This window comes from Paenibacillus sp. FSL H3-0333, assembly GCF_038002805.1.
GTDB lineage: Bacteria > Bacillota > Bacilli > Paenibacillales > Paenibacillaceae > Paenibacillus_AQ > Paenibacillus_AQ silagei.
The window spans coordinates 3,156,963-3,181,886 of sequence record NZ_JBBODG010000001.1; the positions used below are offsets into that span (position 1 = coordinate 3,156,963).

Consider the following 24,924-nt stretch of genomic DNA (forward strand, 5'->3'; position numbering starts at 1 on the left):
GAATAATTCACCGGTTCCGGTGCGGCGGGCTACAGCTATTATCTCCGAGTAATGGATAGGGTAAACGCCAAAAGCTGCCGGAAGCCATTGAAGGCTCCGGGCAGCTTGTTCATGACTCCATTATTGTTGTGCCCCGGTCAGCCAATCAGCCAGCTCCTCCGTCTGGGCCAGAACGGCAATCGGATCATAGTACCAGGAGCGCTCTTCTTTCCATACGTAGATCTTCCCGTTCTTGACTGCCGGCAGGCTGCCCCAGATCGGGTCTGCCTGGAAATCTTGAGCAGCCCAGGTATTGTCGGTGATGACCAGATAATCACCCGCATATTTACCCAGGGTCTCAGCGGATAATTCTGCCCATTGCTTCTCCATAATTTCAGCAGCCACTCCAGCCGGCGGCTTGCGCCCCAGCGCCTGATAAATAGGCTGTCCTCCGCGTCCGAAGTTATCCCCATAGACCCAAGTGGACTTGTCTGCATGCTCCAGAATACTGAAGGTGGCCCCGGCAGGAATGGCTGCATCCACACGGGCCTTGGCGTCAGCAATACGCTTATCGTAATCAGCCAGCCAGGCTGCTGCTTCCTGCTCCTTGCCCAGCAGCTTACCGAAATAGGTCAGCTCTTCATGCGCATTCTTCAAATCGCCATATGGCACAATGACCGTTGGGGCAATCTGACTGAGCGCCGCATAGCTGTCTGCATTGCCGGAGATAATCAAGTCGGGATTCAGCGCGATGATATTCTCCGGTGACATTTTACCGTATGTGCCGGTATCTGCGACTCCTGTGAGGAATTCTTTGTAATACATATTCTCCAGGGTAAGCCCGGGCGCACCGACCGGTATCGTATCCAGGGCAATCAAGCTGCCCAGATATTCCTCGGCAACAATCCGCTTCGGTGCTGCCGGCACCTCAATATCTCCATTCACAGTTGTCACAGTATGGAAGGCGGGAGCTGCGGTTGCAGCAGCCTTCTCTGGCTGAGTGGAGGAAGCGGGTGTGCCGGTAGCCTTAGCTGAAGCAGCACCATTGCTGCTATTAGAAGAGTTGTTCCTACAAGCCGAGACGATAAGAGTCAATGCCAGAAGCAAAGACAGGACCATCCAAGCTTTCGGGTGAATGCGGAGAGAACGTAAATACGGGATTTTCAAGATGCAGCCTCCTTAATGTAGAACGATTATCATTCTCAATAACACTTTACAGAGTTTGCTATGATTAGACTATGGCTGAATGTGATGTCCGGCTATGTAAATTTATGATGTCAACGCCTGCACCAGGACCTTCAGCTGAGCCTCGGAGGAGAGCGGGTCGAACCCGTAGAACATGCCAGGCTGATTCAGGTAATAGATTCTTCCGCCTGGAGAGTCATCGATATGATATTGCTGTACAGGATGAAGAAAGCTCTGCAGCGGCTCCAGCGCTTCAGCAGCCTCCCTACTAGAGGTAATGAAGATATGGTCAGCGGGGTAGCGGGCGATGTTATGGAAGGCAATCTCCAGATAGCCCTTATCCAGCAGTCCCTCGGCAACGAGGCCAAGCGGCGGGCGGAAACCAAGATCATGATACAGAATCTGCGTCCCGCGCCCGTAGCTGCTGCTGAAGCAGTAGGCCGTCTCTGCGCCAAGCTCCAGGACCATGGCGGTTCCACGGTCACCGATCCGCCGGTCCAGCAGCTGATTAGCCTGGTAACAATGCCAGTCATAGAGGCTTAGCCAGGCCTCAGCCTGCGGCTGACGCCCAGTCACCTCGGCAATCAGCCGGAATTGCTCCCGCCAGTCCATTTGCATGAAGGGAATCTCAATTACCGGTGCGACGGACAGGAGCTGCTTGCTCTTGTCAGGCAAGGAGTAGCTGATAATGACATCCGGCCGGGCTGACGACAGACGTTCGTATAGACCTGCGGAGCCGATTCCTTCATCCAGCAGCTTCCTGGAGGGAACGGGCTGCATGCTCTCCATCCAGGACGAATAGACTCCCAGCCGGGGAACGACTTCGAGCGCATGGAGGCTGGCCGTATGATTGAAGTTCAGGGAGACTACGGATTTGCTCTTACGGTGATAGGCTGAAGGCGAAATTCCTACCACCTGCTTGAATTTGCGGCTCAAATAGGTTCCTTCGCTATAACCAACCTCAAGCGCCAGCGTACTCAGATTCGGGGCTCCTGTAAGGATACGCTGCTGGGCCTTACGGATGCGCAGCAGCGTTATATATTTGTTGAAGGTCTGCCCGGTGAATCTGCGGAAGGCACGGGAGAAATGCTCCGGGGTCACTCCGGCAAGTCCGGCCGCCTGTTCTCTCGTCAAATCTTCATTATAATTAGACTCTATATGATGTAGTACACGGTCAATCCACTGAGCCTGCGGTTCTTTGTACTCGGCAGCACTATTATGCAGCTCAGTGAGCAGCTCTGTGAACAGAGCTTGTAAGGCAAATGGCGTGCGCTGCTCCGGCTGGTTCCAGCTGCTAAGAAGCTGCACAGCAAGCGTGCTTACCTGGGGAGGGCAGCTTCGGACCGGCAGATCATGGTTCAGCGGGCTGAAGGGCCGGCTGTTGCCGGAGATCACCGCATATTCGATCCACACACCCTGCAGCTTATGGCTGCGGGGCAGCCTGATATCCACCGGACTGTCACTGCACAAGGTATGACCGCCGGATAGACGGATACGTTCTCCATCTAGCCCGATGACTCCGCTTCCGCCGGTGACTACTACCAGGAATGAGGTGAAGGGGGGAATGGGATTTTCCCGGTCAAAGGTAGCCTTATCCAGTGCCGTTACATGTACCGGAATATAAAAGCTATGAGGAGTAGGCATTGAACTGCCGGCATTTCGCGTCTGCATGTTACAAGTCACTCTTTTCTTGGATGATAATCATTCTCAGTAATAGTATAACAGTCTTTCCTGCTATTGACGATCCTCGAATCGAAAGGTAAAGTTTAGGGTCAGAGACAAGCAGGGTATAGTTGTATTAGAGGGGGCGAAGAAGGCCATGACAACCTGGAATCTGCAAGGAACGGTCAGCCATTTGCTGATCTGCAACGGAAGTGACTGCAAGAAGCATAAGGGTGAAGAGGTAGCGGAAGCGATTGAGGATGAGATTACGAAGCAAGGGGCAGATGCACTGATACATACAACAGTAACCCGCTGCAACGGAAGATGCTCGGATGCCTGTGTCGTGATCTCTTACCCGGAAGGCGTATGGTACAGGGATGTCACCCCTAAATCTGCCAAAAGCCTGGTGCGAAAGGTGCTGAAGGGAGAACAGCTCGAAGAGAATCTGCTCTATACGTATGAAGAAGGCTTCAAGGCCGCTACTCCCAAGGGTGCCAAAGGTAAGAAGAAGAAATGATAATATAGTGATCAGTGTAGCCCGCCGCTGGAATTCTCCGGCTAAGGGCTGTTTATTTTTTCCAAGGGGAGCATTACAATAGATAGAAAAGTCTAAAAGGGGGAAGCGGGATGTTCGTAAGCTTTGGGCCGGGGGATGATGTGCTGCACACAGGGCTGTTCATGCAGGAAGAGGTGGAATATAATCTCATCCATCTGATTGTGGAGAACGGGGAAGCCCTGCGGCTCAGGACAGAGGAGAATGATCTCATCTTCGCCCATGCCGCCGGGCGTAACTCGTGGTTGTGGTTATCACCGGAGCTGGCTGAAGAAAGGCGCCGTTCCCTTGTCCGGGAGCTGGCGGAAATGCTGGAGGACCGCGAATTGCCGGGGGTTAACGGAACGCCGGAGACGGGGAAGCTGTTCGCCGATGCGTACAGCAAACTTACCGGTAAGTCTCACCACGTACGGATGATGATGGAGGCCTATCACTGCCCGGAGGTGCAGCTGCCGCATGGTGTTAGCGGCAAGCTGCAGCAGGCGGGGCCAGGTGATATTCCGCTTATCGCCGGGTATTTAGCCGGATTCGTGCAGGATTGCTTCGGTACGGAGAGTGCACCGGAGGATCATCTGGACTATGCCGCAGCGGTTACGGAGTCGGGCAAGCTCCGTCTATGGATCGACCGGGAACAGCCGGTGTCCATGGTTAATCTGGCCCATCAGTCTGCCAGGCAAGCGCGGATTAATGAAGTGTTCACTCCGCGTGAGTTCCGCAAGCACGGGTATGCGAGTGCGGCTGTAGCTGCCCTGTGTGCTGAGCTGCTCAGCACACAGGGCGTGACGCCCATGCTCTACGCCGATGCGGCGAATCCCGATTCCAATAAGGTCTATCAGTCGGTGGGCTTCAAGCGGACCGGAAGCATTGTTGATTTGCGCTTTCAGTAAGGTTGTAATTATTAAGTCTATTACAAGGAGGAATGTCAAAGGATGCTGCAAGGAATGAAAATAATAGTGACCGGTGCTGCTTCAGGTATTGGTAAGGCCATTGTCAGACATAGTCTGGAGGCGGGAGCTGAGGTCATTGGTTGTGATCTGGATGGTCCCCGTCTGGAGGAGTTGAAGCACGAAGCCGCTTCGGATAAGCTCTACACCTACCGGCTGGATGTCGCCGATTACAGCGGGGTGGAGCACTTCTTCTCAGCCCTTCAGCAAGAGCATGCCGATGTGAGCGGGCTGGTCAACAATGCAGGGATCTATCTGGGCCGCAGCCTGCTGGAGTATACACCGGAGGAGATCAACCGGGTGATGGATATCAATATCAAAGGGTATGTCTACTTCTCCCAGGCCTTCGGACGCATGCTGCTGGAGCAGAAGCAAAAGGGCGTCATCGTCAACATGTCATCAGTCTCCGGCCAGGAAGGCAGCTCCGATGCAGTATACGGTCTAACTAAGGCTGCTATTCTTGGCTTGACCAAGAGCTGCGCAATGAATTTTGCCCCTTTGATCCGCGTGAATGCAGTGGCTCCGACCATGGCGGACACCCCGATGATGGGACATATCCCCGCCTGGAGGCAGCAGGAATACCGGGAACACCAGTTAAATCCTGAACCGCTGCTGGCGGAGGATGTTGCCGATACGGTGATTTTTATGCTGAGCAGCAGAGCCAGAGCTTATACAGGAGCCACCTTTGATATTAACAATGGCTGCTATTTGCGTTGATTGTCCCTGATTTGACTTGCAGCCACAGGGTTACTATGCTTATACATAGTGCAAATAATCACACTTAACAGGTAAGAGTTGCAGCTAGGGGGCGGCAGGATATGGATAGACGGCAGGTATGGCCGGATAAATTCAAGAAGTTTTTTCTGAACAACAAGTTTGTGGTGGGTCTGCTGATTGCGCTGCTGGTGGGCTTAACGATACTCGTATTCTCAAAGATTCCGTTTGTATTCAAGCCTCTGTCTGTGCTTCTGCATACGGTGGCAGCGCCGCTGCTGCTCTCAGGGATCGCCTATTATCTGTTGAATCCGCTGGTGGACCGTCTGGAGAAGAGAAGCCGGGTGAAGCGGGCGTATGGTATTGTCATTCTATATCTGATCATCATGGGGATCATTACTCTGGTGCTGCTTATGGTCATCCCGATCATCCGCACCCAGCTTATGGGCCTGATTGACAACTTCCCCGTCTACAGTGAGCAGATTCAGGAGGAATTCGTCCAGCTTACCGGCAGTGAACTGTTCAATAAGATTCAGTCGAGCGTAGGCACGGACCTTAGTGATATCACCAGCAAGGTGACGACTTGGGCCACAACCTTCCTGAATAATGCTGTCAGCGGCGTAGGCAGCTTCGTTGGAACCCTGACCGAAATTGTGCTGGCTGTAGTGACTACACCCTTCATTCTCTTCTATCTCCTGCGCGACGGCAAAAGATTGCCCGACTATCTTATGAGACTCATCCCTACCGCACTGCGGCCGCAGTCCCGGATGGTGATGCAGGAAATGAACAATCAGATCGCATCATATATCCGCGGCCAGATTATTGTCAGCTGTTGCATCGGAGCACTGCTCTATATCGGGTACCTGATTATCGGGCTGGAGTATTCGCTGGTTCTGGCAATCGTTGCCGCTTGTACGGCTGTAGTTCCTTATCTGGGGCCGGCCATTGCGATTACCCCTGCGCTGATCGTGGCGATGGTTACCTCACCGTTCATGCTGCTGAAGATGGTCATTGTCTGGACCGCAGTTCAACTGATCGAAGGGAAGTTCATCTCGCCGCAGATTATGGGGAAATCGCTTAGGATTCACCCGATTACGATTATTTTTGTGATTATTTTTGCCGGAAAAATGTTCGGTGTACTCGGTATCATACTGGCGGTTCCGGGCTACGCCGTGCTTAAAGTGGTAATGACCCATATCTTCCAGTGGTTCCGCTTCCGCTCCGGGCTCTACAGAGTCATTGAAGAAAAGACTGAGGAATAAAGCGAAAAGGAATGAGTGCAATGTCAGGACAACTGGTGAATACAGCTTATGGGCAACTGAAGGGAGAAGCGGGAAACGGCGTGAACGTGTGGCGCGGCATCCCGTTCGCTGCTCCGCCGCTCGGAGAGCTGCGCTTCCTGGCACCGCAGCCGCCGGAGTCCTGGAGTGGCGTACGGGAGGCCATCAAGTTCGGACCGGTCAGCCTGCAGCCGGTCAGCACCAGCGGGACGCGGTTCGGTGGTACCACCCCGGTCTACGATGAAGATTGTCTGTATCTGAATGTCTGGTCCCCGGCGGTAGCTGAGGAGACAGAATCGCTGCCGGTGATGGTGTGGATTCACGGCGGCACCTTCGTTACCGGCGCAGGCAGCCAGCCGATGTTCGAGGGCAGCAAACTGGCTGTCTCCGGGAATGTCGTGGTGGTTACCGTGAATTACCGGCTGGGTCCGCTCGGGTTCCTGCATCTGTCTCCGCTGGGCGGAGGGCTGGGCAGCAACCTGGGCCTCCTGGATCAGATTGCTGCCCTGGAATGGGTGCAGCAGAATATCGCTGCATTCGGCGGTGATCCGGCGCGGGTCACGGTCTTCGGTGAATCGGCAGGAAGCATGAGCATTGCCGCGCTGCTGGTGATGCCTGCGGCGAAGGGACTGTTCGCCCAGGCCATTATGGAGAGCGGGGCGGCGCAGACGCTGAATGGGGAGCAGGGCGTGCAGATTGCCGCCGCATTGCTAGCCGAGCTGGGCCTTCAGCCCGGCAGCGATACACAGCTGTTACATAAGCTCCCGGCCGGAGAGATTATGGAAGCCGCAGCCCGGATGGCGTACAAGCTGTCTGGAGACTCGATGAATATGTTCTTCCAGCCGGTCGTTGAGCCGGGAACCCTGCCGGTTGAACCGGTACAGGCCATTGCGGCGGGAGCCGCCAGCGGCATTCCCGTGGTGATCGGAACGAATCTGCACGAAGGCAATCTGTTCTTCCGCGAGGGGCAGAAGGCCGATAACTTCGAGCAATCGCTCAAAGCGCTGGAGCAGCTGATGGGAGTGGACGACCTCTCCGAGCTGACCTCGGATTACAGCCATACCTGGGAAGGACAGGCGGAGGTGCTGACCGACCTGTTCTTCTGGGCCAGCTCGATTTCGTTCGCGGAGAAGCAGCAGGGACATGCCCCCGTCTGGATGTACCGTTTCGACTGGACGGTGCCCGGGCATCCGCTGCTGGAGAAGGCCATTCACGGAGCGGAGATTCTATATGTCTTCAACAATCTCCCGCTGCTGAAGCAGTACGGCCTGAACGTGACGCCGGACATGGAGGCAGTGGCGGAGGCAATGCAGACCGCCTGGACAGCCTTCGCCCATGGTGGAGATCCGGCAGCGCCGGGACTGGATTGGCCGCAGTACACACCGCAGACGTGGGCAACCATGATATTTGACCAATCCTCGGGCGTGGTGAACGACCCGGACGGGGAGAAGCGCAGACGGATTTTTGAGTATTATAAGGGATAAGTTTACAGACAGCAGCCCTCGCCGGAGGAAGACCTCCGGGAGGGCTGCTGTCTGTGTGCGGGCCGGAATGTAAGTGGAAATCCGGACACAATGGGCAGGCGCGGGGCGCGTGGACCAAATGTAATCGAAAAACAGGCATGACAAGACAGAGGCCTTGTCACCCCCAGGAATGAAAATAAGTGGGTGGCATCCGTCGCATCCATTCTAAAAGAGGCTGTAGTCGTCAACACTACATATACAAATCAAAGGGCGGAAACGGTTACTGGGATACACCCCGTGCGAAAAACCGTTCTATTGCGCTTTTCGAGCATCGCCTATTGTAGCCCCAAAAGTACGTGTATTAAATTACACTCACTCGAGCGCATGATTTGTAAACTGACGATGGAGGATGGTTGGAATGGATGCTGTACGTATGTGTTGCGCGGGTCTAGACGTGCACCAGGAAACCGTTGTGGCCTGCGTGTTGAAAGGACCGATCGAACAGAAACCACAATGTCACCTGAAAACCTTTGGGACGACAACCAAAGAATTACTAGGCCTGCAAGATTGGCTGAGTGAACACGGCTGCCGGGAGGTGGTGATGGAGAGCACCGGCGTGTTATGGAAACCGGTATGGAACATCTTAGAGGGCAGTTGTGATCTGGTCTTGGCCAACGCCCAGCGGGTAAAGAATATGCCGGGTCGAAAAAGTGACATGCAAGATGCGCGCTGGTTAGCGCAATTGCACCGTTGCGGGCTCATTGAAGGCAGTATGGTGCCAGAACAAGACATCCGGGATTTGCGAGACTTGACCCGTTATCGGAGTAAGATGGTGCAGGCGGTGACGGCGGAGAAGAACCGCATCCACAAAATCCTGCAGGATGCTAACATCAAGCTAACCACCTTTATGTCCGATCTATATGGGGTTTCAGGACGGGGCCTGCTCCAGAAGATCATGGACGGCGAGGTCATCGACGAAGGGACCGTTAAGAACCTGGTCAAAACCCGTTTAAAAAAGAAAGTTCCGCAGTTGCTAGACGCGCTCAATGGCAAGTTGCGCCGTCATCATCGCGAGATGATTCGAGACCACTGGGACCACTTGGTCTATTTGGAGAAAAGGATCACGGAACTGGAAGCTCGAATCGAGGCGAAGGCAGAACCGTACCTGGAGAAGATTGAACAAATTGACTCCATTCCAGGGATTGAGCGGACGTCTGCCGTGACCATCTTTGCCGAAGTGGGGCCGCATGTCGCGGAAATGTTTCCGAGTGATGCGCAGTTTGCTTCATGGGCGGGGGTGTGTCCAGGGAACAACGAAAGCGCGGGAAAGCGAAGAAAGTCAAAAACGATGCAAGGGAACAAGCATCTGAAAGGGGCCTTGTGTCAGGCGGCTTGGGCAAACTCTCGCTCCTCGAACCGGATCGGCCAATTCTTTCGACGAATTCGTAAGAGACGGGGCGATAAAAAAGCAAACGTCGCCACCGCGCATTTGCTGATTCGAATCCTCCATGCCCTGATGCGGGAGAAGAGGTCCTACCAAGAAATAGACGTCTCACTAGGCGATGAGACGTCCAAGAAAAACACGTTAGATAGGTACGTGAAATATATCCAGCAGTTAGGATATAGTGTTCAATTGAATCCTATCCCATAGTCTTCCCTTTTTCAAAAAAACGAAACGTTTTTTTGGGGCGGTGGGTCTTTTTTTGTCAAAATCCGTTCTGCGGCGCATTTTCCGGTACTTTTATTTTCGTATTAAACCGATTACAATGGGCAGGCGCGGGGCGCGTGGACCAAATGTAATCGAAAAACCGATTACAATGGGCAGGCGCGGGGTGCGTGAGCCAATTGTAATCGAAAAACCGATTACAATGGGCAGGCGCGGGGCGCGTGAGCCAAATGTAATCGAAAAACCGATTACAATGGGCCGGCGCTTGGTGCGTGGACCAAATGTAATCGAAAAACCGATTACAATGGGCAGGCGCGGGGCGTGTGGACCAAATGTAATCGAAAAACCGATTACAATGGGCAAGCGCAGGCACCAGCATCCTTCCCCGGTAAAGGATGCTGGTGCCTCTGCTTATTTAACTGGCGTATATCCGGTCTTCTCAACCAGCTCCTGCCCTTCGGCGGACAGAATCCAGTCCAGGAACGGTTCGATGTTCGGGTTGGTGCTGCCGGCCGTTATGGCATAGAATTCCACGGCGAGCGGGTATTCGCCGCTGCGGATGGTCTCCTTGGAGGGTGGCACCTGATCGATGGCCAGCAGCTTAATCTCATCGCTGGCATTCATCTGTGAGGCGTAGAACAGGAAGCTGAAGCCGAGCGCGTTATTGAAGTTGCGGTAGCTGGCGGTCAGGCTGATAATCCCGCTCATCACATCCGCGACATTCTCCTTCGGGGGAGCCATCAGCTGGCGGTCCTCCATGATTTTTTGCAGCTTGGTCTGGCTGCCGCTGTTCTCTGCACGCTGAAAAGCACGGATAGACGCCTTCTTGCCGCCAACCTCCGACCAGTTCGTGACGGTGCCGGAATAGATGTCCTTAATCTGCTCTATCGTTAAGCTGTCCACCGGATTGCGCTTGTTGACGAAGAAGACGAACGCTTCGCGCCCGATCGGGGTGAGCTTCAGTTCACGGCCTGCCAGCTTCGCCTGCTTTGTCTGGGCCAGCGAAGGTGCCGCAGCGAAGATAATATCAGCGTTTCCGGCGATCAACCGCTTGTAAGCCTCGGAAGTGCTGGTGCACAGGACGAGATCATTTCCGGTCAGCTCAATGCTGGAGTTATAGGTATCTTGCGGATACACCGCCTGGACAAAAGCAGAATACAGCGGATACAGCGCGGTTGCACCATCCAGACGGGGCATTTGCTCCGTAAGCTGATAGGACGCCTTATGCTCAAGAGAGGCAACTTTGGTATTCGCCTCAAATGGGGCATATTGGTACAAGTCCACTTCAGGCTCCCTCACTTCCGCAAGGCTGTTCACATACGATTGCCTGATCTCATGGCCTGCGGCTGTCAGCACACAGATTCCGGCAAAAGCGGCCAGGATCATCCGCCGTACCTTCCTGCTGAACAGGCCAAAGATGCTGAACACGGAGAGTACAGCCAGCCCTGAAGCGACGACGAGGGCCAGCGGACCATAGAAGAGCATCCCTCCTGTAAAAGCGGCGACAACATAAGCCATGAAGCCGATGATTGCAAGGCCGGCCAGAGCTAGGATGGAATACAGCAGATTGGTCGGAAAGCTTCTTTTCATGATGACCTCCAAATAAAATCTCTATAATGGGTATGATTAATGCTCATACTATAGTGTATCGCAAGCCGCCGTTTCTGCCAAACGAACCAGAACCTGGATACGGTACGCAGATTTGCTTGGCAGAATGATTGTTTTGATGATTATTGAATGAAATATAATGATTATTTTCATAAAAAGCTGGACGAAATGAAGAATCAGAGGTATTCTGGGATTGTGAAAATAATAACAGAATACAAGATTCTCGGGGTAAGGTGAAATTCCTGACCGGCGGTGATGTTCGTGAGAACTAAGCCCGCGACTCGTTACTCTATCACAAGAGGAAGCGACTGATCTGGTGACAATCCAGAGCCGACGGTAAAGTCCGGATGGGAGAGGATCATAAGATAAAGGCAGGCGGGTCTATTCCGTATGTCTTTATTGATAACGCCCCCGATGTTTGTCCTGTTCTCAGGACTCACGGGGGTTTTTGGTCTCTATCGAGGGTTTGTATCGACAAGGAGAATGAAAGATGAGTAATGTATCTGCTTCATCCCAAGGCGTGCGTACCGCACCGGTGCGCAGCGGATTCTGGCTGGTGGTTCTGGGGGCGGCCTTATGGGGAGTTGACCCGCTGTTCCGCATTATCCTGCTGAAATCCCTGACTTCGTCCCAGATTGTACTGCTTGAGCATGTTGTGCTCTTCCTGGTTGCCGCTCCGGTAATGTGGCGCAATCGCGCAGAGCTGAAGGGTGTACGTCTGCGCCAGGCCGCAGCGCTGCTCGTGGTATCGTGGGGCGGCTCAGCCGTAGCGACCATTCTGTTCACCAAGGCCTTATCCAGCGGAGACTTCAATGCCGTGCTGCTGCTCCAGAAGCTTCAGCCCTTGTTCGCCATTGGTCTTGCCGCTGTTATTCTAAAAGAACGCCTGCCGCGCAATTTCGCACCGCTGCTAATTGTTGCGCTGGCTGGGACGTACCTGCTGACCTTCGGCTGGACGATTCCCTTCGGCCATGTGAACAGCTTCATGGGCGTAGGAAGCCTGATGGCGCTGGGCGCTGCGGCTTTGTGGGGCGGCTCTACAGTCATGGGGCGTTATCTGCTGGGCTCAATGAAATATGAGACGGTAACCTCACTGCGCTTCATGCTGGCGCTCCCGTTGCTGTTCGTAATTACAAGTATGGAAGGCGCCCCGTGGCAGATGAGCGGCGGAGTCAGCGGCTCGGCGGCAGTTGCCGTTAACCTGCTGCTGCAGGCGCTGCTGCCAGGACTGCTCAGCATGCTGCTCTACTACAAGGGACTGAATACGACCAAAGCTTCGGTAGCAACCCTGGCCGAACTCAGCTTCCCGATGACAGGTATTCTAATTAACTGGGTAGTCTATCATCAGCTTGTAACCCTGCCGCAGATTGTCGGCTTCGCGCTGATCTGGACGGCACTGTTCTTCATCTCCAGTCAGCAGAGGGATCAGCTGCAGCCGGCCAAACAGAATTAACTTCATAGCGCTACAGTCTGAGGGGACAGACCCCAGGACCCAGCGCAACATACAAAGAGGATGTTCCTACACGGCCGCGCCGTCCGGGAACATCCTCTTTGTTGTATAGGCAGACTTGGGGCAAGGTTGCCGCCGCTGGAGTGATTTTATTTCACATATGGAGTGATCTTGATGCTCTTGTACCCAAGCTCCTTAAGCTGCGCTGGTGCGATATACAGCCTGCTTGCCGAATTGAAGCTGTTCACAGGCGTAAGAACCGCGTGATTGCTGCCGTTTGTGATTTTATAGATATAAGCCGCAGAAGGGTCGCCGGTTGCGCTAATGTTCATGACTTCGATCTTCCAGCCGAGGGCCGCTGCAAGCGGCTTCACCGGTATCCACTCTTGTCCGCCCTTAGTGAATATGGTGGATACATCCACACTTTTTCCGTCCAGATTCAGGTTGTGTTCATAGGCTAAGGTGATCGGCATCTCCGTGACAGGCAGCTCTTTCAGCAGCATCCCCTTAGGGAATGTGACTTCCGGTCTTGAAGATGGAGCAGCAGGGAACAAGGCTTCAAGCTCGCGGGCATCCTTGACCAGCCGTGACGATCCGTCCTTCAGATTGTAGATCCATGGGAGGCGTTTGGGCTCGTTTTTGACATATTGCAGCAGTCCCTTCGATAAGTTCGAGTTGTTCAAGGTCCCCCTCAGCAGCTCCTGCCGCTTCCCGGTGGACGGATCGTACGTACTGATCACATTCTGCTTGGCAGCCTCATTATATCCGCTCTCAAGCAGCGTATGCTGGTTAATCCACCGGGCATTGTAGTACCGCTGAGTAGAATAATAGACGGAGACTTTGCCGGTTGCTGTGTTTCTCAGATACTGATCGTTGAATTTTGCGATATAGCCCTCCGGCTGACGTTCGTAACGGGAACGCTCCAGTACACCCCAGCGGCCGTCAGGGGATAGGGCGTATTCGCTTTTGCGCATAATGGACTGGCTCTGCGTATCGTAGACATAGGCTTGCTCCGGATCATCCATCCCCGTCAATTGCAAATTCCCGCTGTCACTCTTCCGGAAATGTGGAAAAGCCTCCGGCCATTTACTATAGGTCCCATCCGGCTGCCGGGCAATGACAGCATTGATGAACTGGTTCCCGTCCAATTGACTCACCGAATATAGCTGGACGTTGCTGCTCTTGCTGGTATAGGAATCGTATACCTCGATCTTCTCGGCTGCATGTGCTGTGAGTGGCGCAGCGAATGCCAGAAGCATCGATGCAGAGAGAACCATCCGTAAGGAGTGGTGCAATGCTTTTCTCATATGAACTTCCATCCCTTCTGTGTAAATAACTGTAACTATAGACGGCCCTGAGGCAGGAAAAGTTTCGGTGGTCCTGCTTCATCACGATGAATTGCGGAGGAGAAGAGTAAAAATAAGCCTTTTTTCCCATACTACCCTTATTCTTGCCGTAGGACCGCATCACACCTGAGCTTAAGGAGGCCCGCAGATGAACACTGATTCCCCGGCTACATGCATATATATCCAGCTTAAGAACCGGGTGACGGTGCCCAAGGGCAAGGGGGTGCTGCTGCGCGATGTCGCTTATCTGATCACTGATCCGCAGTGGCGGGAGCCGCTCTATGCACTGCTTGTGCTTCAGCCGAAGGAGAGTGACGGCAATCTGATCCTGATTGATCTGCTGACCGTCATTCCCCGGATTCAGGATGTGTACCCCGATGCGGAGATTCAGCCGATTGGCGAAGGCCGCACCATTGTACAGATTGAAGGTCCGTCTACGGCTGCTAAACCTTCTATAGCCCTGTTCGTGCTGGTCTGGCTGCTGCTGTTCTTCGGCTCGGCGCTGACGATTATGAATTTCCATGCCGATGTCAGCATGCTGGAGGTACAGATCCGGATTGTGGAGATGCTGACGGGACGCAGGGACGAGCATCCTTATCTGTTTCAGATCGCCTATTCGCTGGGCATCGGATTTGGGATGGTGATTTTTTTCAATCATTTGTTCAAAAAGAAATGGAACGAGGAGCCTACCCCTCTTGAGGTGGAAATGTTTCTGTATCAGAAGAATATCGATCAATATGTAATCAACGAGGAGTACCGCAAAATGAAACGCCGCAGTGACGAAGCACCCGGCAGACGGGAGGGGGGCACATGACCGCACCGCTGTCGCTCGGACTTCATCTGCTGCTCGGAATTGCCGGGGGAATCGCGGTGGGCGGAGGAGTGATTGCATTATTCGTAGTGCTGGACATCATCCCCCGTCTGGCGCAGCTTACCTCCTCCTATGACAAGGTTCACTGGTATGAGGGAGCGATGGTCGGCGGTTCCCTATTGGGAACGGTAAGCGACTTCTGGAACTGGAAAATGGCGGCCGGCCCGCTGATCGAGCTGGGGGTCGGCCTGTTCAACGGCATATTCATCGGCATGCTGGCGGCGGCTCTGACCGAGGTGCTGAATGTCCTGCCGATCCTGGCCAAACGTCTGCATATGACCCATCTGCTGCTTGGTCTCTTGATGGCGATGGTATGCGGCAAGGTGGCAGGGTCATTGTTCGACTGGTTTGTCTATCAACAGTAAAGGGGGCTAGGGAGTGAAGTATATTCACAGCGGTGATCGGGTAGAGACGGATAAAAAGAAAGACCGGTCTGCGCAGCAGAAATCGCCGGAGAAAAAGGCGCCGGAGCAAGCAGAGCAACCGGCTGCGTCCCAGAGCGGCAAGGGTCAGGAGCTGGAGGCGTCGGCGGAGCTGGGGGCGGTGACGGGGCAGAAGCCGCCGGAGCAGGAAGAGCAACCGGCTGCATCCCAGTGCGACAGAGGACAGGAGCTGGAGGCGTCAGCGGAGCTGGGCGCGGTGAAGCGCCCGATTGAAGGCGGGCAGGAGAGCCCGTCGGGCCTGGATGCTCCGCCAGATAGTGGCGGAGACGGGAATGAAGCGGCCCGGGCGGCGAGTCATGGAGAAGCTGGCGGCGGTCAGAGTGCTGCGGCTGGAGAAGGTGAGGATAGCAGCGGTAAGAACGCTGCATCTGGAGATGGCGGGGCTGTCGGTGGGAAAGATGCTGCGGCTACAGATGATGAGGCCAGTCCCGGGGATGATCCCGCATCCGAGAACGGAGACAGTCAGGAATCGTCCGGCGGAGGAATCAAAGGGTTTTTCAGCAGTCTGTTCGGCGACGATGCCGGGCCGGAGGAATCATCTGCGGAATCCGGTACGAGAGACCAGGCAGCAGACGATTCGCAGCAGGGAACACAATGTGCAGAAGAATCTGCCTCCGCCGGTTTTGCAGGCCCGGAATCAGCAGATTCCGAAGGTGCGGGTACACCCGGGCTGACCGGAGCTGCGCAGGCAGGGACAGATCATTCAGGAACGGATCATTCAGCTGCGGATTCCGGAGCGGGACAGGGAACCCATGAAGACGGCAGAGGCCAGTCACAGGATATGGAAACCTCGGACGAGTTGGGGGCTCAGACGCAGGATAAGAGCCATAAAGGCTTTTTTGCCAGATTATTTGGAGATGATGAAGAGCCTGAGGATCAGGAGGACGGTCAGGAAGCTGGTCAGCCCCAGCAGCCGAAGCAGTCTGCCCCCAAGCAGTCCGCCCCTAAGAAGTCCAAAGCCGGTCAGGGAGCGGATTCTGCAAGCAAGTCCAATGACCCTCTGCAGCAAAAACGTGACAATGAACGCTCTGACTCTCTGGAGCAGTCGATTACGTATTGGCAAGGCAACGACAAGATCCCGCAATCCCTGGCGGATGCGAAGAATACACTGACCGAGGTACTTGGGCTGGGCTCCTCCTTCGATATTGTGTTCAGGGAAATGTCCTTCGGCGGGAAAAGTGCGGCGCTGCTCTGCATCAGCGGCTTCGCCAAGGATACGATTATCGATGAAATTCTGAAGCGCCTGACGTATCTGACCCCCGAAAATGTATCGACAGATGTCCTCGCCAGCTTCATGAGTGAATATATTCCCCATGTTCAGGTGGAGAAAGGCGAGCTGTTCAGCGAGAGCATCAACAAAGTGTTAGCCGGCATGAGCGCGTTCTTCATTGAAGGGGAATCGCAGGTTATCATCATGGATACCCGTTCGTATCCTTCCCGCAGCCCGGATGAGCCGTCGATTGAGCGGGTGGTCCGCGGATCGCGGGACGGCTTCACAGAGACGCTGCTAAGCAACGTGGCTCTGGTTAGAAGACGTATCCGCGACCCTGGGCTGAAGCTGGAGATGCATCAGATTGGACGGCGGACCCGGACAGATGTCTGCTTAGCTTACATCGATGATATCGTGGATAAGACCCAGGTGCAGGCCGTTACGGACAAGCTGAAAAGCGTCAATCTCGACGGCATTCCCCTGGCGGACAAGCAGCTGGAGGAAGCGATTGTCGGCGGCGGCTGGAACCCCTATCCGCTGGTCCGTTATTCGGAACGGCCGGATATTGTCGCTTCCCATCTGCTGGAGGGCCGGGTGGTTGTGTTTGTCGATACTTCCCCGAGTGTCATGGTGCTGCCGACGACGTTTTTTGATCTGTGCCAGCATGCGGAAGAGAACCGCCAGACGCCTTTTATGGGAACCTATCTCCGCTGGGTCCGCTTCATCGGGATCTTTGCATCGATGTTCCTGCTTCCGCTGTGGATGCTGATGGTTCTCCATCCGGAGCTGAAGCCCGGCATGCTTGATTTCATCGGTCCACAAAAATCAGCCAATCTCCCGCTCATTGCCCAGTTCCTGATCGTTGAGCTGGGGGTAGACCTGCTGCGGATGGCTGCGGTGCATACACCGACGCCGCTCGGCTCCGCGATGGGGCTGATCGCTGCCATTCTGGTGGGTGATATCGCCGTACAGACCGGGCTGTTTGTCAATGAAGTGGTGCTCTATATGGCGGTGGCCTCTATCGGGATGTTTGCAACGCCGAGCTACGAGCTGGGACTGGCCAACCGGATTGTCCGGCTTGCGCTGCTGCTGGCGGTGGCTGCTTACGGCATCCCCGGCTTCATGATCGGGACGACGCTGCTGGTGGTGCTGCTGACCACGCACCGTTCGTATAACTCTCCTTACATGTGGCCGTTTATACCATTTAATGCAAAAGCCATGGCGGAGATCCTCCTGCGTCAGCCGGTGCTCAGCTCCAAAACAAGGCCATCCTTCAACAAAACAAGAGATAGCACCCGGATGCCTGAGCATAAGGATGCCCCGCGCAAGTCGTAGGAAAATACAAATCAACTGCAAAAAAGTCCATTCAATGGTGTTCCCTCTGTCTGTTATACTGAATATACTGAACAGCCCCGCAATAAGCCGTATCTGTATTCTGAGCATCTGTTTCAGGAACGCATCGGGGCCCCAAATCATATACTAGACAGGGTGGAACGGATAATTCCACAGAAATTGGAGGACTGCGCAATGTTTTTACACGGGACGAGCCGAATCAATGATGCAGGGCATTTGGAGATCGGCGGATGTGATGTAACCGAATTGAAGGCGGAGTATGGGACACCGCTATATATAGTGGACGAGCAATTGGTCCGCCGCCGCTGCCGCGAGTATATGGAGGCGTTCACAGCTTCCGGCCTCGGGTTCCAGGTGGCTTATGCCAGCAAGGCATTCTCGACAATGGCGATGTGCCGGCTTGCGGATGAGGAAGGTCTGTCGCTGGATGTGGTCTCCGATGGAGAGCTGTATACTGCGCTGCAAGCCGGTTTCCCGGCGGAACGCATTCATTTCCACGGCAATAATAAGACACCGGATGAGATTGAGATGGCGATCGATGCAGGGATTGGCTGCTTTGTCGCCGATAATCTGGTGGAGCTCCGTCTGCTTCAGTCCATTGCCGCCCGCAGAGAAGTGACGGTTAATATTCTGCTGCGCGTTACGCCTGGAGTGGAAGCCCATGCCCATCATGCCTACGCATCGACAGGACAGACCGACTCCAAATTCGGCTTTGATATCGGCAACGGCTCGGCCCGTGAAGCGGTCAGTCTGGCTGACAGCCTGGCTAATCTGAACCTGCTCGGCGTGCATTCGCATATCGGGTCGCAGATTTTTGAGACCGAGGGCTTCCAGCTTGCCGTTGAACGTATTGCCGATTTCACCCGTACCGTCAAGGAAGAGCTGGGAATCTCCTTCCCTGTAGTCAACCTGGGTGGAGGCTTTGGAATCCGTTATGTGGACGGCGATACGCCGCTGCAGGTGTCCGAATATGTCGCAGCCATCACAGATGCAGTGAAGACCCACTTCGCCGGCATTAACGATTCGCTGCCGCAGATCTGGGTAGAGCCGGGCCGCAGTATCGTAGGGGATGCCGGAACGACTCTGTACACGGTTGGAACCAGCAAGGAAATTCCGGGAGTGCGCAAATATGTAGCTGTTGACGGCGGCATGACAGATAATCCGCGTCCGGCTCTGTATGAATCCAAGTACGAAGCGCTGCTGGCAAGCCGTGCGACTGAGCCTAACGTGGAGAAGGTATCCATCGCCGGCAAATGCTGCGAGAGCGGCGATATGCTGATCTGGGACGTTGAGCTGCCTAAGGTGGAGAGCGGTGATTTGCTGGCTGTGGCCTGCACAGGTGCCTACAATTACTCCATGGCCAGCAACTACAACCGTATCCGCCGTCCGGCGGTGGTGTTCGTGTATAACGGGCAGAGCGATCTGGTTGTACGCCGCGAGTCCCATCAGGACATTGTTGCCAATGATATTGTGCCTGCACGGATTGCCAAACAAGCCGTTACGAAATAAGAAGACTATAGGGTTGTGCTATAGCGGCAGGCGGGAAGACTTCCCGCTTGCTTTGCTTTGTGCTCCGTTTCATAGTAAACTAATAAACGTGTTCTACATCTGTCATTTCGAAAGGGGTCATTTACATATGGCTAAGCAAGCGAAAATTACACTCGAAAACGGCGGCGTCGTGCTGATCGACTTGTTCGATCAGGATGCGCCTAATACAGTAGCAAACTTTGAGAAGCTGGCAAAAGACGGCTTCTACAACGGACTGTTGTTCCACCGCGTGATTCCAGGCTTCGTAGCACAAGGCGGCTGCCCGAACGGAACAGGCACCGGCGGTCCTGGCTACACCATCAACTGCGAGATCAACCCGAACAAGCACGAGCGCGGCTCCCTGGCTATGGCCCATGCCGGCAAGAACACAGGCGGAAGCCAGTTCTATATCGCTTACGCTCCACAGCCGCACCTTGACGGAGTACACACAGTATTCGGTAAAGTGGTTGAAGGCATGGATCTGGTTGACGCTTTCAAAGGCCGCGACAAGATGACGACCGTTGAAATTGTAGAAGCTTAATACAAGTACTCCATTGACGCTATAGGGGGAGGTTCTCCTCTTCCTAAGGCATCGCCGAAGCACCCGGCTGGGTATCCAGCCGGGTGCTTTTTGCCGTACGGAGAATTGTACGAATAGCAGTTGGATTTCCTCCACTTGCTCAGGAGCTGAGGAAGGCTTGTCAGGAAACAGTTGGAAAAATAGCACTTAAAATGCTGCAAATCGAACAGAGTGGAGTGAATACACAAAATTAAATAACGTTTATCCAATTAATTTCCTCGAAAGCTCCAAATCATCCGAAACAAGATACGTTATTCCAACTAATATGCTCCTGAATTCGCCGAAAGTCGGCACGAGGCCGGAATGAGGAGCACAAGTGCCCCTGAATCCGCAAAAAGTTGGCGCGAGGCAGGAATGAGGAGCACTAATGCTCCTGAATCCGCCGAAAGTCGGCACGAGGCGGGAATGAGGAGCACAAGTGCCCCTGAATTCATCCCCTCCGTTTACCTGCCAAGTTTCCCGCGGGCTGCGGCACGGCGGGCGGTGTACAGCTCCGGCAGCTTGAAGAAAATCAGGAACATCAGGAGGAAGATGACGAAGGCGAAGCCTTCTTCAACCAGCAGATAATAAGGATAAGGGCCGAAATAGTCCAGTACCGAGAACGTGCTGGGCTTGCGCATCAGGAACATATAGTTGGAATCCAGCAGCTTATTGGCGGCGTAGACGCACGCGGCGACAAGGTTCAGGCAGAGCATGGTGAAGAACAGTGAGCGCCAGGTGGGCTTATATCCTTCGACCCAGGTCATGTACAGGGATGCAAGTATGATCGACCCGTGGGCGATGAAGAAGAGCAGGAAGCGGAAATGCGGAAACGGATAGACCAGATTAGGTGTAAGCAGGGCGATGAATGCACCGCCGATCCCGGCAAAATAAAGAAAGCTGTACAGCAGCCTGCTGCGCGTGAGCAGCATCACGATTGACAGAAGCAGGGTAATTCCGCATAGTTCCAGCGGCAGGGAGGAGCTGCGGCTCCAGCTGTCATGGGACAGATACCAGACATGCAGGCCTCCCTCAGAAGCAGCCAGCAACAGGATCAGCAGCAGGCGTACGCCTAATCGCAGGCCGGACCGGCTGCGCAGGGCGAAGCGGGCCCCAAAGAGCGCCAGGCAGCACAGGGCGATGACGGACAGGGCAACGAGATGGGAGGCGGAGAGCATGACGAAATCGCTGTCACGGGCACGCTCCCAGAATAAAGTTCGGTTCACTTGAAATCTCTCCTTGAATCCTGAATTAAGGGTTGCATAATAATTTCTTTAATTTTAACCATTTCTGATTCTAAAGTTCTACTCTTAGGTGATATAAGTATATATCGTCTGTAGTGGGCAGAAAAGTCAGGTTTACTAGTTTATTTACATAAGATGGACTCTTAGCCCGTATACATAACGAAACTTCAGGTGGAGTGTGTCCTTACCGGTGCGTTCAGCAGCCATCTTTTTAGCAGGTATGCTTCAAATCATTCAATCGAAAGAACGGGGGCTTATGGGAAATGGTGAAAAAAAGAACAAGCCTGGCAGTAGTCCTGGTCATGTTATTTGTGCAATTGGTCTCAGGGCTGGGCTTCACCCAGCAAGCTACAGCGGCGGCCATTGAACAGGACCAGGACATTATTACCAGTGTATCCATGGCGGTATATGGTCCGGATGGACAGACGGTGACAGGCAGTGTGTATGATGTGGATTCCACCGTGAGGCTGGACTATACCTGGTCGCTTCCTAACGGCCACGGCTACAGCCAGGGAGACACCTTTGCTTTCCAGCTTCCCGAGCAGTTCCAGCTCTTCAATGACATTCAGGGCGGACTGGAATCGGACGAAGGGACGGTAGGCACATTCACGGTCAGCCAGGCTACCCATCAGGTAGTGATGACATTCAACGATTACATCGAGAGCCATGCCAATGTGCAGGGGACCTTACGTATTAATACCCAATTTGACAAAAAAGTGATCAGCGGCAGCACCGTCCAGCAGATTCTGTTCCCGGTGAACGGCGGGGTCCAGACGATTACAGTATCATTCAAGCCTACTGTAGGCTCGACGATTACCAAGAAGGGAATCTCCAGCGGCTTCAACGCGGATCATATTGACTGGACCGTCGATGTGAACAAAAGACTGGAGCCGGTAAGCGGCGCTGCTGTGACCGACCCGATTCCTGCCGGGCTGGCACTGGACAGCACGGTTACACTTGCCGTTTACCAGCTGAATGTTCAGCTTGACGGCACAGTTACGCAAGGACAGCTGGTAGACAGCAGCAAATATACTGCCGGCGTCTCCGGCGGGACGCTGAAGCTTCAGTTCACGGACCCTGTGATCACAGGGGCATACCGTATCACTTATACCACGCAGGTAGTAAGCGACAACTTGTCCAGCTTCACCAACACGGCAACCTTTACAGGGGACGGCCGTGACCCGGTAAGTACTTCGGATACAGTAGTCATTGAACGAGGCGGCAGCCTTAACAAAAAAGTCGTCCGTTATGACTGGGGCACTCAGACCATTAACTGGGCTATCGAATATAACTACAATAACCGGACGATCTCCCCGGAGAACGCGGTGTTGACGGATGTGTTCAACAGCTCCCAGGTGCTCCTGGAGAACTCAGTGCGGATCTATCCGGTTACGCTGAATGCAGCTGGAGAAGCTGCTAAGGGCACGGCTCTGAATGCAGGCAGTGATTACACAGTCACGCCAGTTAGCGGCGAATCCGGCAACGGATTCAGACTGGAGTTCAAGAATACAGTGAAATCAGCTTATCTGATCGAATATACGACCAAAGCCGCAGATCGTGTGTTCAACGATACGAAGATCATCAACACTGTCTCTGACAGCACCTATAGCAGCAACGCTACTCAACTGATCCGGCCTATTATTATCTATAAGAATCTGTCCGGCGTGAATTACAACAAACACACCACCGATTGGAAAATCACATTCAACGGCGACAATTACCCAATGAACGAAGTGGTGGTTACAGACAGCTTCCCGCAGGGAGGACAGAAGTACATCTCAGGTTCACTGGTGGTCCGTACTCTTTCCGGCACAGTGATCCCTCCATCGGCGTATACCCTGAGTGTGAATTCACCAGCTCAGCCGAATGAAGGCTTCAAGGTGAAGTTTAACGCACCGGTTACAGGGACTTATACCATTAGTTATCAGACGGAATTCAGCAATGACTGGCTTACCGGCAATACGAGTGATTTCATCAATGTGGCCCGGATTGACTGGAAGGACAGCCAGAACAAGCCACAGTGGACCGAAGCCAGCGGGAAGTTCATTCCTAACTCCGAGGTGAAGAACAACGGGTTCAAATCAGGGGCGTATGATGCTTCTGCCAAAGAGCTGACCTGGACGGTAGGCGTCAATTACAACAGCAAATCCATTGCCGATCCTGTAGTGACGGATGTACTGGGTGACGGACAGTCTCTGGTACCTGGCTCACTTAAAGTATATAAGATGAATATTGCCAAGGATGGAACGCATAGCCCAGGCGCTGAGGTGGACGGCAATGAGTTCAGCTATAGCGTGGGAAGCGGCAATGAGCTGAAGGTTGATTTTGACACAGCCATTAATTCGCCTTATTACATCGTATTCAAGACCAGCCTGGCCGGACAGCTAATCGGAACCAAGGTAGCCAATACAGCGAACCTGCTGGACGGCATGAAGAAGGTCTCCAAGGATTTGAAGGCCACGGTAGATATCCCGTACGGGGATGAATATGTGTTCAAAGACGGCACGCAGAATGGAGATAAGCTGAACTGGACCATTGCGATCAACCGCACCCAGTCCCATGTAAAAGATGCCGTGATCACCGATGTGCCAAGCACGAATCAGATCCTGCTGCCGGACAGCTTCCAGCTGTACCGTACGGTTACGGCCGTGAACGGAGAGGTCACGAAGAGCGGCCCTCCGCTGGTGAAGGATACCGATTACAGCTTGACGATCAGCGCCGATGCACAGGGCAGACAGTCCTTCGTCTTAAGCTTCCCTGGTGACATCCATTCCGCTTATGTGCTGGAATATCAGTCGCTGATCGTTGCGAACACTGGCGATAAGCTGGTTAACTCCGTGAGCTTCAGCGGCAATAACGTTAAGCTTATCACCAAGGAGACGACCAAGGAGATCATCGTAGGAGTGTCCAGCGGCTCGGGAACAGGCAGCGGCGTCAGAGGGACGCTTAATGTCTTCAAGCTGGAAGCAGGCAATGTTGCAAAACCGCTGGCGGGAGCTACCTATGAGCTATACCGCCTGAACGGAAATGACCGGGTGCTGGTGAATACCCGTACCACTGATACAGAAGGCATCGCGGCATTCAACAATCTGTGGCTGGGCAGTTATGTCCTGATTGAAACAATAGCACCGCAGGGCTATGTGCTTGATTCCACCGAGCATCCGGTGACGATCGGCTCATCGGCCGTGCTGAATCTTACCTTGTATAATAAGTTGGCGGAGCAGCCAACGCCGACAGTAACACCAATGCCGACTGTGACTCCTGTGCCGACTGAGACACCTGTAGAGACCACAGTTCCGACCACAGTTCCATCGCCGGTGCCTACAGATTCTACGGGGCCAGAGGCTACACCTGTTCCGACATCGCCTGCCGGAGGTCCGGTATTTACTCCGGTACCAACACCAGCCGGTACGTTCGAACCGGGAGTCATTATCGATGAGTCACAGATTCCTGCAGGACCAGGCTTGCCGGGAACGGCGCAGCCATCTGCACCGGCACCAACTGTTACTCCGGTACCGGCAGCACCTGAAGTGGTAACGCCAATCGACGATAATATCCCGCTGGGCAATCCGGAAGTAGATGTTGAAGACGATCCGGTTCCGCAAGGGGCGGTCTCGGGTACGAATGACGGCAGCGGCAGACTGCCGCAGACCGGAGAGAGCAGCCCGCTGCCGATCTACCTGACGGGTGCAGGCCTGATTCTGGGTGGCTTCATCCTCAGCCGGGTATTCCGCAGAACACGCAAGCAGGATTAGGCAGAATTAGAGCAGCAGGATAGGGTTCCTAAAGCTTAACATGTAAAAAAGGAGCGATTCTCCGTTATTGGAGACTCGCTCCTTTGCGTTTTTTAGAAAATTAGGTATTTCG

The 24,924-nt window shown here is 54.0% G+C and carries 18 protein-coding genes and 1 riboswitch; of the genes, 13 read left to right on the forward strand and 5 right to left on the reverse strand.

The window, feature by feature from the left end:
• Window positions 1-120: 120 nt before the first annotated feature.
• Both MHH78_RS13770 and MHH78_RS13775 read right to left on the reverse strand, forming a co-directional pair.
• Entirely contained in the window at window positions 121-1,146 is a 1,026-nt protein-coding gene (locus MHH78_RS13770) for an ABC transporter substrate-binding protein (protein ID WP_341167736.1), read from the reverse strand.
• Window positions 1,147-1,248: 102 nt separating this feature from the next.
• Window positions 1,249-2,835, reverse strand: a complete 1,587-nt coding sequence (locus MHH78_RS13775) for an AraC family transcriptional regulator (RefSeq protein ID WP_341167737.1) — start codon at window positions 2,833-2,835, stop codon at window positions 1,249-1,251.
• A gap of 148 nt (window positions 2,836-2,983) precedes the next feature.
• Here MHH78_RS13775 and MHH78_RS13780 point away from each other — a divergent pair, with 148 nt between their 5' ends.
• From MHH78_RS13780 to MHH78_RS13805, 6 genes are all read left to right on the forward strand, one after another.
• Window positions 2,984-3,343 carry a (2Fe-2S) ferredoxin domain-containing protein gene (locus MHH78_RS13780; protein ID WP_036727434.1) on the forward strand — a complete coding sequence of 120 codons (360 nt, stop codon included), beginning with the start codon at window positions 2,984-2,986 and terminating at the stop codon, window positions 3,341-3,343.
• Window positions 3,344-3,453: 110 nt separating this feature from the next.
• The gene (locus MHH78_RS13785; RefSeq protein ID WP_341167738.1) at window positions 3,454-4,266 is read left to right on the forward strand and encodes a GNAT family N-acetyltransferase; all 813 of its coding nucleotides are present in this window, start codon (window positions 3,454-3,456) and stop codon (window positions 4,264-4,266) included.
• Window positions 4,267-4,308: 42 nt separating this feature from the next.
• On the forward strand, window positions 4,309-5,040 hold the full coding sequence (locus MHH78_RS13790; RefSeq protein ID WP_341139779.1) for an SDR family NAD(P)-dependent oxidoreductase: 732 nt from the start codon (window positions 4,309-4,311) through the stop codon (window positions 5,038-5,040).
• 101 nt (window positions 5,041-5,141) lie between these two features.
• Window positions 5,142-6,299, forward strand: a complete 1,158-nt coding sequence (locus MHH78_RS13795; RefSeq protein WP_076084247.1) for an AI-2E family transporter — start codon at window positions 5,142-5,144, stop codon at window positions 6,297-6,299.
• 20 nt (window positions 6,300-6,319) lie between these two features.
• Window positions 6,320-7,801, forward strand: coding sequence for a carboxylesterase/lipase family protein (locus tag MHH78_RS13800; RefSeq protein WP_341167739.1), 1,482 nt, complete (start codon window positions 6,320-6,322; stop codon window positions 7,799-7,801).
• Between the two features lie 397 nt (window positions 7,802-8,198).
• On the forward strand, window positions 8,199-9,431 hold the full coding sequence (locus MHH78_RS13805) for an IS110 family transposase (RefSeq protein WP_341167740.1): 1,233 nt from the start codon (window positions 8,199-8,201) through the stop codon (window positions 9,429-9,431).
• 426 nt (window positions 9,432-9,857) lie between these two features.
• Here MHH78_RS13805 and MHH78_RS13810 read toward each other — a convergent pair whose 3' ends face one another.
• Window positions 9,858-11,036, reverse strand: a complete 1,179-nt coding sequence (locus MHH78_RS13810; protein ID WP_341167741.1) for a PstS family phosphate ABC transporter substrate-binding protein — start codon at window positions 11,034-11,036, stop codon at window positions 9,858-9,860.
• Between the two features lie 233 nt (window positions 11,037-11,269).
• A riboswitch (FMN riboswitch) is annotated at window positions 11,270-11,417 on the forward strand.
• A gap of 127 nt (window positions 11,418-11,544) precedes the next feature.
• On the opposite strand from MHH78_RS13810, the gene MHH78_RS13815 reads away from it, so the two are divergent.
• Entirely contained in the window at window positions 11,545-12,507 is a 963-nt protein-coding gene (locus MHH78_RS13815; protein WP_341167742.1) for a DMT family transporter, read from the forward strand.
• A gap of 146 nt (window positions 12,508-12,653) precedes the next feature.
• Here the strand turns inward: MHH78_RS13815 and MHH78_RS13820 are convergent, their stop codons facing one another.
• Window positions 12,654-13,811, reverse strand: coding sequence for a hypothetical protein (locus tag MHH78_RS13820; protein WP_341167743.1), 1,158 nt, complete (start codon window positions 13,809-13,811; stop codon window positions 12,654-12,656).
• A 187-nt stretch (window positions 13,812-13,998) separates the two neighbouring features.
• On the opposite strand from MHH78_RS13820, the gene MHH78_RS13825 reads away from it, so the two are divergent.
• From MHH78_RS13825 to MHH78_RS13845, 5 genes are all read left to right on the forward strand, one after another.
• Window positions 13,999-14,664 carry a stage V sporulation protein AA gene (locus MHH78_RS13825; protein ID WP_341167744.1) on the forward strand — a complete coding sequence of 222 codons (666 nt, stop codon included), beginning with the start codon at window positions 13,999-14,001 and terminating at the stop codon, window positions 14,662-14,664.
• Complete coding sequence (locus MHH78_RS13830) at window positions 14,661-15,086, forward strand: stage V sporulation protein AB (protein ID WP_339249408.1); 426 nt, start codon at window positions 14,661-14,663, stop codon at window positions 15,084-15,086. Before MHH78_RS13825 ends, MHH78_RS13830 begins: the two co-directional genes overlap by 4 nt.
• Before the next feature lie 859 nt (window positions 15,087-15,945).
• Window positions 15,946-17,709, forward strand: a complete 1,764-nt coding sequence (locus tag MHH78_RS13835) for a spore germination protein (protein ID WP_445668094.1) — start codon at window positions 15,946-15,948, stop codon at window positions 17,707-17,709.
• 192 nt (window positions 17,710-17,901) lie between these two features.
• Window positions 17,902-19,236, forward strand: a complete 1,335-nt coding sequence (gene lysA, locus MHH78_RS13840; RefSeq protein ID WP_341167745.1) for a diaminopimelate decarboxylase — start codon at window positions 17,902-17,904, stop codon at window positions 19,234-19,236.
• A gap of 127 nt (window positions 19,237-19,363) precedes the next feature.
• On the forward strand, window positions 19,364-19,795 hold the full coding sequence (locus MHH78_RS13845) for a peptidylprolyl isomerase (RefSeq protein WP_036727386.1): 432 nt from the start codon (window positions 19,364-19,366) through the stop codon (window positions 19,793-19,795).
• Window positions 19,796-20,277: 482 nt separating this feature from the next.
• Here MHH78_RS13845 and MHH78_RS13850 read toward each other — a convergent pair whose 3' ends face one another.
• The gene (locus MHH78_RS13850; protein ID WP_341167746.1) at window positions 20,278-21,039 is read right to left on the reverse strand and encodes a YwaF family protein; all 762 of its coding nucleotides are present in this window, start codon (window positions 21,037-21,039) and stop codon (window positions 20,278-20,280) included.
• A gap of 281 nt (window positions 21,040-21,320) precedes the next feature.
• Between MHH78_RS13850 and MHH78_RS13855 the strand changes: the two genes are divergently transcribed.
• On the forward strand, window positions 21,321-24,812 hold the full coding sequence (locus MHH78_RS13855; RefSeq protein ID WP_341167747.1) for a collagen binding domain-containing protein: 3,492 nt from the start codon (window positions 21,321-21,323) through the stop codon (window positions 24,810-24,812).
• Window positions 24,813-24,924 lie beyond the last annotated feature (112 nt).